Origin of the sequence: Paenibacillus sp. Dod16, from assembly GCF_049893405.1 — a bacterium.
GTDB lineage: Bacteria > Bacillota > Bacilli > Paenibacillales > Paenibacillaceae > Paenibacillus_AQ.
Map to the genome: position 1 here is coordinate 28553 of NZ_JBNDYG010000017.1, position 17407 is coordinate 45959.

At 54.2% G+C, this 17407-nt stretch carries 11 protein-coding genes; 1 reads left to right on the plus strand and 10 read right to left on the minus strand.

The window, feature by feature from the left end; translation table 11 throughout:
* Positions 1-5: 5 nt before the first annotated feature.
* The 10 genes from ACPV3A_RS14880 to speE form a co-directional block, all read right to left on the minus strand.
* Entirely contained in the window at positions 6-2072 is a 2067-nt protein-coding gene (locus ACPV3A_RS14880) for a glycoside hydrolase family 65 (RefSeq protein ID WP_426200104.1), read from the minus strand.
* 21 nt (positions 2073-2093) lie between these two features.
* Positions 2094-4367: a helix-turn-helix domain-containing protein gene (locus ACPV3A_RS14885; protein ID WP_426200105.1), complete on the minus strand. Its 2274-nt coding sequence runs from the start codon at positions 4365-4367 to the stop codon at positions 2094-2096.
* A 69-nt stretch (positions 4368-4436) separates the two neighbouring features.
* Complete coding sequence (locus ACPV3A_RS14890) at positions 4437-6623, minus strand: glycoside hydrolase family 88/105 protein (RefSeq protein ID WP_426200106.1); 2187 nt, start codon at positions 6621-6623, stop codon at positions 4437-4439.
* Positions 6613-7914: a Gfo/Idh/MocA family protein gene (locus ACPV3A_RS14895; protein ID WP_426200107.1), complete on the minus strand. Its 1302-nt coding sequence runs from the start codon at positions 7912-7914 to the stop codon at positions 6613-6615. The genes ACPV3A_RS14890 and ACPV3A_RS14895 overlap by 11 nt, the downstream gene beginning before the upstream one ends.
* Positions 7915-7921: 7 nt before the next feature.
* Positions 7922-9463 (minus strand): extracellular solute-binding protein, encoded by a 1542-nt coding sequence (locus tag ACPV3A_RS14900; protein ID WP_426200108.1) that lies wholly within the window; start codon positions 9461-9463, stop codon positions 7922-7924.
* Positions 9464-9546: 83 nt separating this feature from the next.
* Positions 9547-10416 carry a carbohydrate ABC transporter permease gene (locus ACPV3A_RS14905; protein WP_009595532.1) on the minus strand — a complete coding sequence of 290 codons (870 nt, stop codon included), beginning with the start codon at positions 10414-10416 and terminating at the stop codon, positions 9547-9549.
* Complete coding sequence (locus ACPV3A_RS14910; protein ID WP_426200109.1) at positions 10416-11381, minus strand: ABC transporter permease; 966 nt, start codon at positions 11379-11381, stop codon at positions 10416-10418. Before ACPV3A_RS14910 ends, ACPV3A_RS14905 begins: the two co-directional genes overlap by 1 nt.
* 524 nt (positions 11382-11905) lie before the next feature.
* Complete coding sequence (locus ACPV3A_RS14915) at positions 11906-12391, minus strand: SRPBCC domain-containing protein (RefSeq protein ID WP_426200110.1); 486 nt, start codon at positions 12389-12391, stop codon at positions 11906-11908.
* A gap of 802 nt (positions 12392-13193) precedes the next feature.
* Positions 13194-14063, minus strand: a complete 870-nt coding sequence (speB, locus tag ACPV3A_RS14920; protein ID WP_100541604.1) for an agmatinase — start codon at positions 14061-14063, stop codon at positions 13194-13196.
* An 18-nt stretch (positions 14064-14081) separates the two neighbouring features.
* Positions 14082-14909: a polyamine aminopropyltransferase gene (speE, locus tag ACPV3A_RS14925; RefSeq protein ID WP_113061663.1), complete on the minus strand. Its 828-nt coding sequence runs from the start codon at positions 14907-14909 to the stop codon at positions 14082-14084.
* Between the two features lie 331 nt (positions 14910-15240).
* Between speE and ACPV3A_RS14930 the strand changes: the two genes are divergently transcribed.
* Entirely contained in the window at positions 15241-17301 is a 2061-nt protein-coding gene (locus tag ACPV3A_RS14930; protein WP_426200111.1) for a transglycosylase domain-containing protein, read from the plus strand.
* Positions 17302-17407 lie beyond the last annotated feature (106 nt).

The window sequence follows — 17407 nt, forward strand, 5'->3', positions numbered from 1 at the left end:
CGAAGCTATAGCCACGGCTTCAGCCCCTCCCACTGCACCGTCCAGCCGCTTGCCGGAAATCCCGGGCAGTTCGGGTCCTCTTCGCCTTCCCAGCCGCAGGCCATCATGGCGACCGCCGTAAGCAGTCCGCCGTTACCCGGCAAGTAAGCGGATAGGCCTGGGCGCTGATAGTTATGCCCGTTTGGCAAATACGTGTTTTTCATTTCGTCCATTAACAGAAAATCGACAGCCAGATCGCGTTCGCCGAGCCGAGCAGCGGTCATGGCGCATACGGGAAAATCCCATCCCCAGGCCGTCTCCCATTTCCAAGCATCCTTAACCTTCCACAGTGTACGCCGCATGGTTTCGCGGTCGATCAGCTTGCCGGGAAGCACGCCTAATGCGCACAGCATGGACGGGTGGTCATGATTCTTCTCCGTAAACGTGTCCGGCGCAAACTCATGCGCCAGGTAAACGCCGTCGAGTCGGGGCGGTGCCGCCAGATTGCTTGCCACCTCGGCCCAACGCGGATTCGGCTGAATTTCCAACCGATCAGCCCACTTTATAGCGATATCAAAGCCGTATTTCCAATACTCCAGCTCGTAAGGCGGGTTCSCGCTTGCATTCATCGGATGGCATTCTTGAGCCGGAATAAGCGGCGGGCCAAGATCGAAAGCGCCTGTTGCCTCATTCCAGTGAACATAGGAAACCATAAAGTCAGCCGATTCAAAGACGATGTCACGGAACCGGCGCAGCGTTTCTTGTGCTGAGTCGGCCTTATAGCACAGCTCCGCCATGGCGATTGGATGCGGCTGCTGCCAGATCAAGCCCGGAGCGACCGGCGACGGGCACGGGATGCCGTCAAAACCGACCATTTTCGGCCAGCGTGCTCCCTCGTATCCCTGGGATAGCGCCAGCTCGCGGGCGACCGGCAGTATGCCGTTGTACCAGTCCAAACTTCTCCGCAGGATGGAAGCCCGGCCCCACAGCGCGAAATGGGCGGCATGCCACCAATGCATCTCCAAATGCGATTTGCCAAACCAGCTGTTATACATTAGGCCGGTCTCCTGGGGCGGCATAGAGCCCCCACTGTGAATGGCGCATAACCATTGCGACAGGACAACGCGTCGCTCCAGCTCAAAGGCTCGCGGATCGGAGCTGCCTGCGAAGCTGACTGCACCCCCGCTCTGCCAAAACGATGCCCAGTGCCGGGCGCTGGCCGGAACGATGGCCTCAAAGTCAGCCGCACCGGGCGACCCAGCTGCAAAGCCGACGGAAAACGCCAGCTCCTCCGAAGATTGTTCAGGAGATTCGCCGGGAAACAGCGTAAATTCATGGGTTTCCGTCTGCTCCAATCGGCCAGAGCTCCAATGCCAGCGGACCACATAACGTTCTTCGTCCAGCGTTCGCTCAATCAAGGCCGCCCCTTCCTCCTGCCGGACGAGAACGGTATCATGTCGTTGATCGTTTTCCCAATCGGGAAACACCGATTTCGACCAAGCCGAATGCGTCATATCCGGTGCGGGGAAGCGGATAAATACCTGAAGCCGCCCTTCCCGGATGAGGGGCGAGACAACCCGCACGCCTATAATATCAGCAGCCGGATGGCACGCCGTCGTAACTTCGACCGGCACGCCGCGAATTTCGAACTTGCTCGATAGAATGCCCGTCCACAGATCGAGATTTTGACGGAATTGGCCTGCAGCGCTGTAATCGAGCTCTTCTCCCGCTTCGTCTAGAAATCGGAACGACAGCCGGCCTAGGTGAAGACGGTGGGGATTTTGCCGCAGCCATTGGTAAGCTTCCGGCTTATCCCCCGGCTTCATCGGATAGCCGACCTGCCGGCCGTGGGTCTCGAACATCTGCAACGCTGCATCCTTCGCGGAGAACCTTTCGCGCCCCCCCGTAAAATGCCAGCCCCAGTTCGACTGGGTGCCAAGCGGCACCTCGTATTGTTCTGGAAATGTCTGCAGCCCGGTAATATCGGCGGTAAACGCAAATTCCCCGTTGCCTACCGACAGTGGTGAAAGCGGATCCAGCCTGTCGAATTCAGGATTATGCCGCCTAACAATCTGCTCTCTCTCCATCTCCATAGCTCCTCCCTTCCCTGCCCTTTATTCAAACAAGGCGTCTATCCGGGTTCTCATCATATCCCGGTATTTGCCCGGGGTGATATCCTTGAATTTGCGGAAGCTGCGAATGAAGCTGTTTTCATGCTGGTAACCGACCATTTGGGCGATATCGGATATTTTGCGGTCGGTTTTGACCAGCAGCTCGCTAGCCCGCTCCATCCGCAGCCGGGTTAAGTAGTTATAGATCGTTTCGTTTGTTTCCTGCTTAAAAAGCTGGCTGGCCAAGCTGCTGCTGATGCCGGTCGATTCCGCAATTTCCGGAATGCCGATCGGATCGCCGAGGTGCTGCTCCATGAATTCGATCATCCGCTGGCACATTAAAAAATCCTTGCTGCCGATTAAACGGCGGTAGCGGTCGGCCAAGGCCGAAATCAGGCCGGAAAGCTCCGCCTCGATATCTTCGATGTACAGCGTGCCCAGCCGACCGGCCGGATCCCCCTCGGAACCATCGCCCTCTGGGCATATCCCTTTAAGACGTTCCAGCAGCGCCTGAAGCAAGGCAAGCGCCTCCGAAGGATACCAGTAATGGCTGCGGATATCGCCAATAATACGCCCAAGCAGCTCTATAGCCCGCTCCCCATCACCGGTCTCCACAGCCGTCATCAACTCCCGTACGCCATCTTCCTGCGGCTGCATATCCGTCACTTCGTGACTGGATACATCCTGAAACGGCACGAGCTGACCATACCCTTTATATAAACGGTAGGTTAACGCATTCTCCGCTTCCAGCATGGCCTGCTTTAACCGGCAGACCGCACTCTGTGGCATGCTCACCCCGGCGGATACACTGAATTTCAGCAAACGGGACACCGTTTCGATCGCCTCGACCAGCGGTGGCCGCGCTTCGCCACTTCGCGGCTGCAGCAGGATAGCCATCCGGTCCGCCCCAAAATCGGCGCAGGCCACCCTCCATTCGGGCGCATGCAGCTCTGCCATGATATTGGCAAGCGCAAACTTCAGCAGCGAGTGGTCACTGGCCGGAAATCTGCGCGACCACGAATCGTAGCGGTCGATCGACAGCACCGCTACCGTGACGGGCGCATCTGTCCATTCCGCGAAATATCGTCTCCACTTCTCGCGAATTTCGCGTCTGCCGCTCATATGACCCGAGTGAATGTCATACAGAAACTTGGAAGCCGCATCGGATATCGTCTCGCGGATCAACTGAGACAGATGCGCATGATTGCTGAGCAGTTCGCCGGCCAGCTTTTCCAGATCGATGCGATCCGGGCTGGTCGCTTTCCCGTCGTAGGCACTGAACAGCTGCTTAAGCCTGCGCACCGGCCGGAAGGCCGCGGAGTTTACGTATAGAATGGTCAGCAAGCCGAGTGCAAGCGCCGCCACCGATACATACAGCACCGTGTCTCGCACCTTTTTGGACTGGGCAAGCAAGCTGTCCTGCGAAACGATGGATACGTATTTCCATCCGGTCAGCGGCGATTCGATCTGGTTGACCAGCAGCTTCCGCCCCTCATGGAAAAAATCGCCGAAGCGGTCCTCCTTCAGCTCGTGCAGCGCCTGCCTCACGGCTTCCGGTTTGAATTCCGAGTTCGAAACCGAATAAAGAATGTTGTTATGCTGGTCCACGATGTACCGCATGCTGTCGAGCTGCGACAGCGCCGGCGGATTTAGTTTTGCGAACAGTTCCGCATCCCGCAAATTGACCGCTACGACACCTCTTAAACGGCCCTGAATCATGATTTTGCGGAACAGCGTCAGCTCCGACCCTTTATTGCCCGCTCCCTCCGGGACATGCCTTTTTCGGATGATCATCATGTCGTCCCCGAATTCGTCAGCAATACTGGTCCATTCGGAATCCACGAAGGTGAGCCTGCTAGAGCTATACCCCTGCGGAAGCGAAATAAAGCTTCCCCGCTCGACATCGTATACGTATATGCTGTTAATGTATTTCGAATTGCTGATCCAGGTGGATAGCAGTCGGTACAATGTCGATATATTGGCCACCGAGTTCTGATTCTCGCTAGTCAGAAAATCATAGATATAGTCATTCACCGCGACCTGGACCGCAATCTTGTCGCTCTCCCGGATTAAATCGTCAATATATTTCATACTGATCTGCAGCATTTGGTGCTGCGGCTCGCTGAGCTCTTCCTGAAGCACCGATTTAGAGGTGTAATATGAGGTCAGGCTGACGGCCAAAATGATCATAAAAACGGAAACGGTCAAAATGAGCACCAGCCTCGCTTGCGTATGGGCCAGCGTGTATTTTAGCCACTTGCCGATCGATTGGAACATATCAACCCCCGCTTTACTACCAGAATGGTTCCATTATAGCTCACGATCCGCTCCTGCCGTCACGTAAACTTAAGCGTTTACAATATGGTTTGACCGCATGAATTCAAGAAGCTCGACCCCGGCCAACAGCACGATGCCGATTCCGTGCGTATCATTCAAGTTCCACGATAAGTCGTGCTTGTAATAAGCATGGGAAGTCGACCAGCTGCTGCCCTTGCACACACCGTACACATTTCCCCTGCCGTCGATGGCCCTGCTGGTTAAACCGTCCCACCCCGCAATGGCAGATTTCAAGTACCGATCCGGATTCTCCAGCCAGCCATGGCGTACCCCCCGCGCCAAACCAAAAATAAACATCGCGGTACAGGAGGCTTCCTCATAGGATTCAGGGTCCGTCAGCACTTGGTGCCATAACCCATGCACTCCCTGCAAGCGGAGGTATCCCTCCGCCAGACTGCGATAAAAATGAAGCAGTTTCACATAGTCGGGATGGCCGACCGGAAGCACGGCAAGCAGCTCTGACAGTGAGAAAAACACCCATCCGTTGCCCCTTCCCCATACCGTCCGGGAAGGCTGCCCACGACGTACATCGTATACGTGCGACATTAACTGCAGGTCCGGCATGTACAGGTATGACTTATACAGCAGAAGCTGGCGTGCCGCTTCGTCCAGATAGCGGGAATCTCCGGACAGCTCGGCGTATCGGCACAGGAACGGTACGCTCATGTACATGTCATCGCACCACATCGTCAGGTGCATGCTTGGGGAAACGCCGACCTCGCGATAAAGTGCCCCGTCCGCAAGACGTGATTGTGTATCCATGATGTACCGGGCGATATCGTCTGCTGCCTTGCGCACTCCTTTCAAGGATCGAATTCGGTCTGCAAGAATGGCTAGCGCGCCAAATGATCCGCAATCGTCCAGACTGTCAATGTCGGACAGCTGGTTGTTCAGCCCTGCCGCACCGAATTCCGCGCGGTCCCACAAGGAATACTCGTAATGGCCCGCGGTAAACTCGACGTGGCGGAGTACATATTCCTGGATGTCCAGGCGATTAAGCAGCCTTCCCGTCTCCAGCAAGCCGTACATTGTGACGCCGAGCGGATAATTCCAGCGGCCAAAAAGCTCATTCTCCAAAAACGGCCTTACGTACGCTCCCGGCTCGCTCCCTGTCCAGAACAGTCTCTCTCCGCCGTCAACAGCGACCGTGTCCAGACCAAAATAGTCGGACAGCTCAAGATCGGCTTCTGCGCGGAACGGACCCAGATAAAGCCACTCTCCGGTCAAGCCGTGCACCCTTCGCGGAGCGATCAGCATCCCTTCAGGCGATGCTTCGCCGATCTCAAACCCCCAGCCCTCTGCACCGCATTCGCAGCGTGCGGTAAGCTCCCCGCGGCCCGGAGGCACATCGATGACGATACTGAACGTGCCTGCCTCGCGGCTGGCGTAAACCTCCCTGCCGTTCCATTCAAACCGGACCGGGCCATAGGAGGTTCCCGACAAGGTCACCTTCTTGGCCGCCAAGGTCCGGTTGACAACGGCAGTCCAGGCGTAAGCGGCATACCCCGGCTTCCACCCGTACATTCTCCACATCGGGCCGCGATCTGCTTCCCCATCGTGTTTTGCAAGCACGGGCAGCCACTGTGCCCCCGTCCATGATTCGCGTTCCATTGAATCGGGGATGCGGGCAAGCGCCCGTTCCAGCGGCACCGTCACAATCCATCCTTCCTCACCTTCACGCTCCATGGAAGGAGCCAGAAAGTGAAACGGCTTGTTCTTGCGGTTGCTTGTGCCAAATACCGCTCTGCAGCCGCTTGGGCCCCGGCGGAATTCCAGAACGAAGTGATTCCACCCCTGGGTAAGCTGAATCCCCAGCTTCAGGGGCAATCCGTCCGCTGTCGCTTCTTCCCCTGGCGCTGAACCGAACCGCTTCCGGCCGTTATGGTACAGCCGAACATGCCCCGTCCATTCCATCAGAAAGGGGAAGCTCTGCGGCTGGGCAGCCCACAGCTTCGTCCAGGCGTAGACCACCTGGCCCTCCGTCATTTCGGGGAACATATCCACGATGGGGAGCTGATAGCAGTGGTCGGCCCGCTTGCGGATCGGACTCTTCCGCGTCACCCGGTAAACCGGGGCATTAGGCGGATGGTCACCGACATAACGCTGGGCAATGACCGTAAGCGCATGCTCGATGTTACTGCCCTCTGTTTGGGAAGCCAGGCTTTCCGCCGGGTCAAAATATCCTTTATCGATCAATAGGCTCACTCTCCTTCCACCCGCCCAGAACATCCGCTATCGCCACTGGACGGTGCTCCTTCACGGAACGCCACACGGCTTCCCCCGCCGCCACGGAATAGGCGCCATCCACAGCCCCGGACAAAATCGGGAACGGCCTTTCCCGGTTTTCACCAAGAAACAGGTCATTCAGCAGCAGCGGGTCGCCTCCCCCGTGGCCGCCTTCCCGATGAACGACATGGATGGTTTCCTTGGAGCCGAACAACGGGAAGTAGTCGATCGTCTGGACCGGCGTTGGAAAAGGGGTTCTGGACGGAACATGGTATTCCATCGTCTCCAGCCGGCCTTTCGTACCGTTGATCGCCAGGCGATACCCTTCATACGGCAGCGAAAAGTTGACGGAATAACTGAGCAATGCTCCTCCGTCGTACTTGACGGTGGCCGCATACGTATCCTCGATGTCGATCTCATCATCAAAAATACACCGGTCCGGGCGGTAGCCTGTATAAGGAAACTGCGGCCCCCCGCTCTCCAGCAGACCGAGATGATCATCCGGCACATGACTTGCGTTCCAGCGCGAGTAATAGGCGCAGCGGCTGGCTGAGAGGCAGGTTCCGCAATGACGACCGGCTTCTTTGCCCGGATTAAGCTCCCCTTCGGCGCCGTAATAATGGAGGGCCCCGTAGGCGAAGGCCTCAACTGGCTTTTGCCCGATCCACCAGTTCACGAGGTCGAAATGATGCGTGCTTTTGTGGATGGAGAGACCTCCTGACATTTCGCGCCGGCGGTTCCACCGTTTGAAATAGCTGGAGCCATGATATGTGTCCAAATACCAGTTGAGATCGACGGATGTAATCCGACCGAGCTTACCTTCCCATACCATCTCTTTGATTTTGGTGTGAATCGGGGCGTAGCGGTAATTAAACGTGACCGTCACCGAGCCTTTGCTCACCCGCTCCGCATCCAGCACACGCCGGGCGTCCTCACCCGTCGTGACCATCGGTTTTTCCGTGATGACATCCAAATCCCTTTCCAGGGCGGCAACAATATAACGCGCATGCGTATCGTCTCGCCCCGCCACGATGACCACATCCGGCTTAGTCTCGTCGATCATCTTCCCGAATTCCTCTTCGCCGTAAGTTCCAACGGCGGTATGCTCGGGGAAGCGGGAGCGGTAGAGCTCGAAGCGGGCCGGATCACTGTCCAGCATGCCGACCAGGTCGCAGCGCCAGGCATAGGTCGTCAATATCGGCTTGGCGAACATCCCGAGTGCACGACCGCTTACACCGCATATGGCATATTTCTTTTTCACTGTATGATCACATCCTTGAGTACCATTCCTCTACCCTCTTCGTTACTTCGTCTCCGCCTGCCTTATGCCAGCGGTCGACGAATTCATCGAACTTCTCCAGGGGCCATTCGCCGATGACAATCTTGGTTACATACTCCTGAAACAGCTTATGCGATTGAATATCCGGGAAGCCTTCATACACGGTGCTCGGAAGTCCGTCCCCCGCGATCCGCTTCGCGTCCGCGGTACTCACCTCGAATATATCCTTCACCATCTGCTGCATGTCTACCGGGATCGTCTCCTGAATCCGTATGTCCATGTCCTCCTCTGTCGTCAGGTTGCGCATGCCGAGCGCCAACGGACGGCTATCCTCGGCTGGAAGCAGCACTTTTTTGCCGTCGACAACTTCATGCTGCTGTCCTTCGATGCCAAAGCGGATAAATTCGTCATTCGACCGATCATAGAAGAAATCAAGCAGCTTCAAGGCTGCGGGGGCTTTATCCTGGGCCTTTGCCGGAATGATCCACTCCGGTTCGCCCATGCTCTTCTGCGTGACAAAGCCCTCATACCCTTCGGCCTTTGGAAGCGGCATGCCAACGATATAAGCATCCGGTGCTTTTTGCTGCATGGCTGTAAACCGGTCGCGCAGGTTGGCGGGAAGATGGTACCAGCTGCCAACCAAATTGTTATTGATCTTCGCCGTCCATACATCGCCTTTGTTCAGAAACGTCTCATTGTCAAGCAGCTTCTCGTCATATAACTCACGGGCAAATGCAATGGCTGCCTTCATATTGTCCGTTACGCCGGCATATTGGATTTTACCGTCGTAGATGTCCCATTCCGGATTCCCCTCCCACATCGCGACACCGAACATGGCAAACAAATGATCCATCCATTTGCCGAATTCCCGGCCTGTTGTGGGCAATTCGTCCTTCAGACCGTTGCCGTTCGGGTCTTTGTCAAGAAAGGCTCGCAGCACCTCCTTGTATTCCTCCGTTGTCTTCGGCATGGACATGCCTACCTTGTCAAGCCAATCCTGACGGATGAGCGGTGCTCTTTCCGGAACCAGGAACACTTTAGGCACATAATAGATTTTGCCGTCCGGTGAAGCGGATCGAACGACATCCCATGCCTCCTGAGGGATATTTTTCCAGACATTCGGGGCATACTGGGGCAGCAAATCGTCCAGCGCCAGCGCACCTCCTTGGCGGATCAGGGTCTGCTCGATCCCGCCGATCGGGCGAAGAATATCCGGCAAGTCGTCGGATGCAATCATCAGATTGAGATATTCAGTCGGCTCCGAGCCCGGCGGGGTCGTTACCAGCTGATATTCCACGCCGGTCCGTTCCGCCACATATTGGACATGCGGATTATCTGCACCCGGAATCGTGCCGACACCCATGTGGCTTTTGAACACCTTTACCTGTGTAAGTTCTTGATTTCCCTCCCCACTCTGGCCCGATTGCGATTCGCCGTCGCCCTTGCCGCCGCAGCCAAACAGCATGACTGCCGCAAGTGTCGCCGTGAGCGCCGGTTTCCATGCCCCTTTTTGGAAAAACCATTTCGACATGAGTAAATCCTCCCCTTTTTCGGATTGGTAGTTATATCAAACCGGCCGTAAGACCGATTTCATATCGCATGCCTCGCTTTGCTTTATTCCTTTAACGAACCCAGCATGGACCCTTTGACAAAGTATTTTTGCAGATACGGGTATACCAGAATGATCGGAATGGTAGCAAACAGGATTGTTGCCGCTTTCAATGTTGTCGTGTTGAAATCGTAATCCCCAAGAAACAGATTGACCGCAGCCAGCTCCTCGGGAGACTGGAGGTATGCTCTCAGCTTCATTTGAAGCGGCCATTTCTCCGGGTCCCTTATAAACAGCACGGCACGGGAGAAAGTGTTCCAATATCCGACTGCGTAAAACAGACTGACCGTCGCCATGACCGGTTTGGACAAAGGCAAATACATGCGGAACAATATGCCGAACTCGCTGCATCCGTCGATTCGAGCCGAATCATCCAGCTCACTGGGAATGCCCATGAAAAAGGTCCGGATAATGATCATGTTGAACGTGCCAACCAGGCCGGGAATAATGAGCGCCCACAGGGAGTTCATCATGCCAAGCTCGCGAACGGTCAAAAAAAACGGAATCATCGGCGCATTGAAAATCATCGTTAACACAATGCCGAACATGACCTGTTTGCGGATCAGAAATTCCCGTCTTGAGAGCGGGTATGCCGTCATGACCGAAAACAGCATGCTGAGCAGTGTCCCGGCGATCGTAATATATACGGTAATCCCAAAAGATGTCCACAAGCCTTTATTTTTTAATACATGCTCCCAAGATGCGGTTGTAAACTCCACGGGCAGCAGGAATACTTCCTTCGAATCGGCAGCTACCGGGGAGCTGAGCGATACGGCAAGCAGTTGAAGAAGCGGGAACAGCATCGTCACCGCAGCAGCGAACAGAAACACATAATTCAGCGTCTGAAACATTTTTTCTCCGAATGTCGCTTTCATCACCACAACCCCTGATCCGTTTTTCTGGCCAATCGGTTAAAAATCCACAGCAGTATAAACCCAATAACAGACTGGAACAGCCCGATGGCCGTCGTCATGCTGTATTGTCCCTGAAGCACACCCGCACGATAGACGTACGTCTCGATGATATCCCCGACCGAGTACGTCATCGGTGTCAATAAATTGTAAATCTGATCGAAGCCGAGCTCCAGGAAGTTACCGATTTGCAGCAGGAACAGCACCAGAGCCGTTGGAAACATGGTGGGCAGCGTAATATAGATCGTTTGTTTCCACCGGCTTGCTCCATCCATGACGGCCGCTTCATATAAATTCGGATTGATGCCGGCGATGGCAGCCAAATATATAATCGTGCCCCAGCCAACTTCCTTCCAGATCGAGGACAGGACGACAATCCCTCGGAAATACCGCTCCTCCTGCATGAACAGAATGGGCTCATAGCCGAACCAGTCCCGCACCGCATTCACAACTCCTTGGTTGGACAACAGCTCGAAAACGATCCCGCCGACAACGACCCATGATAAAAAGTGCGGGAGATAGAACATGCTTTGCACAACCCGCTTCGCCAGCATGATGCGGATTTCATTAAACAGCAGAGCCAGCACGATCGGGGCCGGAAAACCAAAAACAAGCTGATAGAAAGCGATCACCGCCGTATTGCGCAGCACGTTGTAGAAATCCTGATATGAAAAAATAAACCCAAAGTTGTCCAGGCCCACCCACGGACTGCCAAGGATGCCTTTGAAAATCTGATAGTCCTGAAATGCGATGACACTGCCCGCCAGCGGTACATATTTAAACACAATATAATAGAGAATTCCGGGAATGATCATGAGATACAACATCCAATGCTTGCGGATGTTGGCTATGTACCGGTTGCGGGATGTCCCTGGGTGCCGGGCGGTTATCAAATCCTCGCGCTTTATTTCGGGTGACTGGGCTGCCATCGTATTCGCACCTCCTTTTCGTCGATATGGTCGATGTAACGCCAATATTAACGGCTTCCGGTATATCGGCACAATCGTTCAATCCGACACGCAATGAGCAGATCGCCGATTCTTCCCACAACTACGCGTACCGTGTACCCATGAATGGACTTGAAGTCGACTTGAAATTAGAGGAGGAGCAAGCAAACGGAGGGAGGGTAAAAAGGATTTGTTGATGGGATGGAGGATGGGTTTGGTTTCACCGGAAAGAAAAAAAACCAGCTACCCGCAGCAATAGTGAAGGTGGATGGTTCTTCATTAAGATGGTGTTATGAAAAACATATAAATTAGTGTTAAGACGACCATGACCGCAAGTAAGCTATAGATGAATTTTCTCATGCTGCTCTCTCCTGTTTCCAGTATCATTGCAACTAGTCTAACATTCAGGGCTTAAACGTGGCCCTGGTAAAATCCACAAAACGATTTGTTCATGAAAATGCCTCATCACAAATCGTTTGTTTCGTTATACAGCCGAGCCGACTGTCTTATTGTCCCTCCGTAGATTCGGCGAGATTCTCGAGGGTGGACCTCAAGCCTTCATCGTGATCTTCCTTCCGTACGCCTTCGGGCACATTCTCACACACGATCGTGACTTGGGTGTCTTCCGCAAGCGGCTCCAATGCCCATGTCATCTTCATAAACCCCGCATAATTGGGATCCTCAGACTCAAATTCGACCAGCTGCACAACCTTCTCATCGTGAACAAACTCCAGAAACTTTCCTTCAATGACGTCCGTATTGTCCGAAGACTTACCGGGTGCCGTGTGATCGGTATCGTTATAGGTGAGGATCATTCGATAAGTCCCGCCCTCGCGGGCATCAAACGTGTCGACATGGCCTGTCATCCCTTTTGGCGGAAGCCACGAAGCCAGCGCCTCCGGATTCAAGAATGCCTGATAAATCGTAGACGGCGACGCCATAATAACTCTTGATGCCGTGTCGGTTCTCTTCTTGCTCGAAGCATTCGTCATGATGTAACCCTCCTTAATAAATCTGAATCTATCTTAAGTTTACATCATAGAATCGCCGAGGATTTCTTCTCAATTGCTCAGGCAAGCCGAACCCGATAGCCAAAGGCTTAGGTAGGGGAGGCTTGCTTTTTCTACCACAGCCGAGGGGCAGTGCCAACCCGGCTCATACTCCCGGCCACCGAGCATGCCCGTCAGGGCAGCTCACACGAGGTGGCCTCCAACAAGTGCGAAAAAGCAAGCCGAACCCGATAGCCAAAGGCTTAGGTAGGGGAGGCTTGCTTTTTCTTCAACAGCCGAGGGGCAGTGCCAACCCGGCYGATACTCCCGGCCMCCGAGCATGCCCGTCAGGGCAGYTCACGCGAGGKGGCCTCCAACRAGTGCGAAAAAGCAAGCCGACCCCGATAGCCGAAGGCTYAGRTAGGGGAAGCTTGCTTTTTCTWCYACAGCCGAGGGGCAGTGCCAACCCGGCTCATACTCCCGGCCCCCGAGCATGCCCGTCAGGGCAGCTCACGCGAGGKGGCCTCCAACRAGTGCGAAAAAGCAAGCCGACCCCGATAGCCRAAGGCTYAGRTAGGGGAAGCTTGCTTTTTCTTCAAACAAGCCGAGGGGCGATTAGCCTCGGCTAATATATGGGCGCACAAGAGGCCACGAGGACGTCCCCGCAGGGGAGACCGAGCGGTGGCCGGGCATAAGCACCAGCCCCGCCCATATCCTCATACCCACTCCGAACACCAAAGTTCCGGGTGTCCAGAGGGCAGCGCCCTTGGGGCCCTCCCTGGCAGGGAGGGTTTGGGTGGGTGGACTATTTTACGAATCCCAGCAGCATCTCACGAATCAGCTTCGCAGCCACGATCTGGGTCTGCTCGGTTGGATCGTAGATCGGAGCCACTTCCACGAGATCGCAGCCGACCACATTCACATCGGAGCCAGCAATGAGATGCACGGCTTCCAGCAGCTCTTTCGACGTAATGCCGCCCGCTTCTGCGGTACCGGTGCCCGGTGCGGCAGATGGATCAAGCACATCGATGTCGATAGTCACGTAGACCGGACGATTACCCATGGAAGGCAAGGCTTCTTTAAGAGGGGCAGCCACTTCGAACGGATAGAAGTTAATGTTCTCGCGTCCATATTGGAACTCCTCGCGGGAGCCGGAACGGATACCAAACTGATAAATGTTCTTTCCGCCCATAATACCCGCCGCCTTACGGACTGGCGTGGAATGGGACAACGGCTCTCCCTCATAATGCTCACGCAGGTCAGCATGGGCGTCGATATGGATCAGAATAAGATCCGGATACTTCTCATACACCTTCTGAATGATCGGCCAGGATACGAGGTGTTCGCCGCCAAGTCCGATCGGGAATTTCCCGTCATCCAGCAGTTTGCCTACATAATCGCCAATCACTTCGAGACTGCGGCCGGCATTGCCGAAAGGCAGCATCAGGTCGCCTGCATCGAAATACGTCATGTCTTCAATGCTTTTATCCAAGTACGGACTGTACTCCTCCAAGCCTACGGAAGCCTGGCGAATACGTGCCGGACCAAAACGGGAGCCGGGACGGTAGCTAACCGTGAAATCCATCGGCATACCATAAATGACGGCCTTGGACCCTTCATAATCCTCGGAGCTCAGAATAAACACGTTGCCGGAGTAACCTTGATCCAGTTTCATCAGTTTATACGCTCCTCCTTATTTCACCAGGTCTTCAACAAATTTAGGCAGCACGAATGCGGCTTTATGCAGGCGAGGCGAATAATATTTCGTATCCATCTCATCAATGGTGGACTCGTCCACTTCAAGCGGATCATACGTTTTGCTGCCCAATGTAAAGGTCCACAGACCGCTCGGGTAGGTTGGAATGTTCGCTCCATACACACGTACGATCGGGAAGATTTCCTTCACGTCTTTGTTGACCTGCTGAATCAGGTCCGCTTTAAACCATGGGTTGTCCGTTTGCGCCACGAAAATACCGTCTTCCTTGAGCGCCTCGTAGATCCCTTGGTAGAATCCGCGCTCAAACAACGGAGCAGCCGGGCCCACAGGCTCGGTGGAGTCTACCATAATGACGTCGTATTCGTTCTTATGCTCAATAATGTGCATATATCCATCGTTAACCAGCACTTCGACCTTCGGATCATCCAGCTTGCCGGCGATCTCAGGCAAATACTGCTTCGAATATTCAATGACTTTTCCATCAATTTCAACGAGTACTGCTTTCTCTACGCCCGGATGCTTGATCACTTCGCGAATGACGCCACCGTCTCCTCCGCCGACAACAAGAACCTTCTTCGGATTTGGATGCGTGTTCAGCGCGGGGTGAGCGACCATCTCATGATAGACGAATTCATCCTTAATTGTAGTCATAACCATACCGTCCAAAACGAGCATGCGCCCGAATTCCTCAGTATCGATCATATCCAGTTGTTGAAACTCCGTCTTCTCATGTACAAAAGTCTCCCGGATTTTAGCCGTGATGCCAAAAGTCGGGGTTTGCTTCTCTGTGTACCATAATTCCATCGTCACTACCTTCTTTCCGCTAGAATAATGTTCAGCCGTCCAGATCCAAGCCGTAAAACTTTATTCGGGGCAGATGCCTTTAGCTTACAGTTTCACACTTTTTCTATTGTACCAAACAAATTAGATTATATTAAATCAAGCCCAAATTGCAACCAAAAGTTCCAGATCGCACGGACAGAAGCAAAATCCTCATGGATTCCCATGAATATCCTGCCCGCTCCAGCCCCATACTATATAGAAAAAGAAGGAAGCCAAGGGGAATTTCAACACATCTTCATCCTTGGCAGCTTAAAGCCATCACTTTACAAAAAGGACTGGAAGGAGAACCATCATGCCGGGACAAAAAAAATCACCCAAGCGCAAACGTCGTTTCGTCCGGCTTGCTACATTTCTGTTCGTACTTCTTGGCATTTCCATCATCGCCGGCGGCATTCTGCTCGCCTATTTATTTATAACGCCACTGCCCGTCGCGGAAACATCCCGCTACTCCCGTCTGCTCGACAGCCAAGGAGATTTAATCGCCACCTTCTCCACTACGGGACATACCTCCGAGCAAGTGAGCTTAACCGATATATCTCCGCACCTGATCGAGGCTACCTTGGCAGTGGAGGACCGGAAGTTCTATGATCATCCGGGGTTTGATATGAAGGGCATGGCCCGAGCCGTACTGGTCAACCTGCAGCATATGGATCGCAAACAGGGGGCAAGCACGTTAACCCAGCAGCTTGCACGAAACCTATACCTATCTCATGAAAAAACGTGGACACGGAAGCTCAAGGAGGCCAAATTCACCGTCCAGCTTGAGATGAAATATACGAAAGATGAAATACTTGAGATGTACCTCAACGAAATATATTACGGACATGGTGCTTACGGCATCGAGTCAGCGTCCCTGCTCTACTTCGGCAAGTCGGCAAAAAACCTGACGTTGGCCGAAAGCGCGATGCTGGCCGGCATTCCAAAGGGTCCGACCTATTACTCGCCCTATAACCATATCGACAACGCGCTCAAAAGACAGCAGATTATCTTGAATGCCATGGCGGAGACTGGATTCATTACCGAGGCAGAAGCCGATAAAGCCGCTTCAGCCAAACTCGCCCTGCTTCCTCAGGACCGACAGGAGAATAAAGTGATTGCCTCCTATTTCCGGGACTACGTCCGGAGTCTCGTCACCAAGCAGCTGAACATTACGGATCAGCAGCTCGAACAGGGTGGTCTGAACATTTATACGACCCTGGACCCGCGGGCCCAGAAGGCAGCCGAAGAGGCTGTATCTGCGGGCATGGACAGCAAGAGCGAGCTGGAAACGGCGCTAGTATCCATCGACCCGCGTAACGGGCACATTAAAGCCATGGTTGGCGGTAAGAACTACCGGGAGAATCAGTACAACCACGCGTTAGCCAAAACAAGGCAGCCCGGGTCGTCATTTAAGCCGATCATGTACTTAACGGCCATTGCTTCCAAGGAAATGACAAGCACCAGCGTGTTCAACAGCCAGCCTACCCTGTTTCATTACGATAACAACCGCAAGACGTATCAGCCCAGCAACTTCGGCGATAAATATTTAGGCGAAATTCCCATGAGGGAAGCTATCGCCGCTTCGGATAATATTTATGCCGTGAACACCATCATGAAGATCGGCCCGGATAAAGTCGCCGACATGGCAAAAAAGATGGGTATCACAAGTCCGCTGGAGCCTGTTCCTTCCCTGGCCCTCGGCACCTCGCCCGTCAGCCCGCTGGAGATGGCCTCGGCTTACGCCGTCATGGCTAACAGCGGCAAACGGGTCTCCCCTGTCGCGGTGCTGAATATCACCGACGCTGCCGGCCGCAGCTTGTATTCAGCGCCGGAAGATGCAGGTGAACAAGTGGTTGAGCCTTCCGCTGCTTACGTGATGACGCGCATGATGGAGGGGGTATTCGAGACTGGCGGCACGGGCAACCGTGTCTCTACCCTAATGAAACGACCGGTGGCCGGAAAGACAGGCACCACCGACACCGACGCTTGGCTTGTCGGCTATACGCCGGAGCTGTCGACGGCGGTATGGGTGGGGTATGACAAAGGACGGGAGATTAGCAAAGTAGACGGACGGCGGGCAGCTCCGATTTTTGCGCAGTATACGGAGAAGGCGCTGGAGAACGTACCGCCTAAGATTTTTCCGATCCCGGACGAAGTCGTCAGCGCATATGTGGATCCCAAGACCGGCAAGCTCGCCGGCGCCGGCTGTCCGGACAAAGTTCTGGAGGTCTTCGTCAAAGGAACGGAGCCTGCGGAATATTGCGACGAACATGAAGGCGGGGAGCCGGCCAAGAAGGCCAACCCTGCGGATGCGGCCGAGAAACAGGAAGAGCGTTCCTGGTGGAAGGATTTCAAACGATGGTGGGTCGAGTAACTCGGATCGAAGCCGTCACATCAAAAAAAACAGCAAGCTCCTTTAACGGGATTTTCCCGCACGAGGACCTGCTGTTTTTCTTTTTTTACGATATGTTATGTAGATG

Excerpts from the sequence above, each read along its gene's own strand:
- ACPV3A_RS14885 (WP_426200105.1), bottom strand. The coding sequence starts at position 4,367 with ATGTTCCAATCGATCGGCAAGTGGCTAAAATACACGCTGGCCCATACG.
- ACPV3A_RS14900 (WP_426200108.1), bottom strand. The coding sequence starts at position 9,463 with ATGTCGAAATGGTTTTTCCAAAAAGGGGCATGGAAACCGGCGCTCACG.
- ACPV3A_RS14905 (WP_009595532.1), bottom strand. The coding sequence starts at position 10,416 with ATGAAAGCGACATTCGGAGAAAAAATGTTTCAGACGCTGAATTATGTG.
- ACPV3A_RS14910 (WP_426200109.1), bottom strand. The coding sequence starts at position 11,381 with ATGGCAGCCCAGTCACCCGAAATAAAGCGCGAGGATTTGATAACCGCC.
- ACPV3A_RS14915 (WP_426200110.1), bottom strand. The coding sequence starts at position 12,391 with ATGACGAATGCTTCGAGCAAGAAGAGAACCGACACGGCATCAAGAGTT.
- speB (WP_100541604.1), bottom strand. The coding sequence starts at position 14,063 with ATGAAACTGGATCAAGGTTACTCCGGCAACGTGTTTATTCTGAGCTCC.
- speE (WP_113061663.1), bottom strand. The coding sequence starts at position 14,909 with ATGGAATTATGGTACACAGAGAAGCAAACCCCGACTTTTGGCATCACG.
- ACPV3A_RS14930 (WP_426200111.1), top strand. The coding sequence starts at position 15,241 with ATGCCGGGACAAAAAAAATCACCCAAGCGCAAACGTCGTTTCGTCCGG.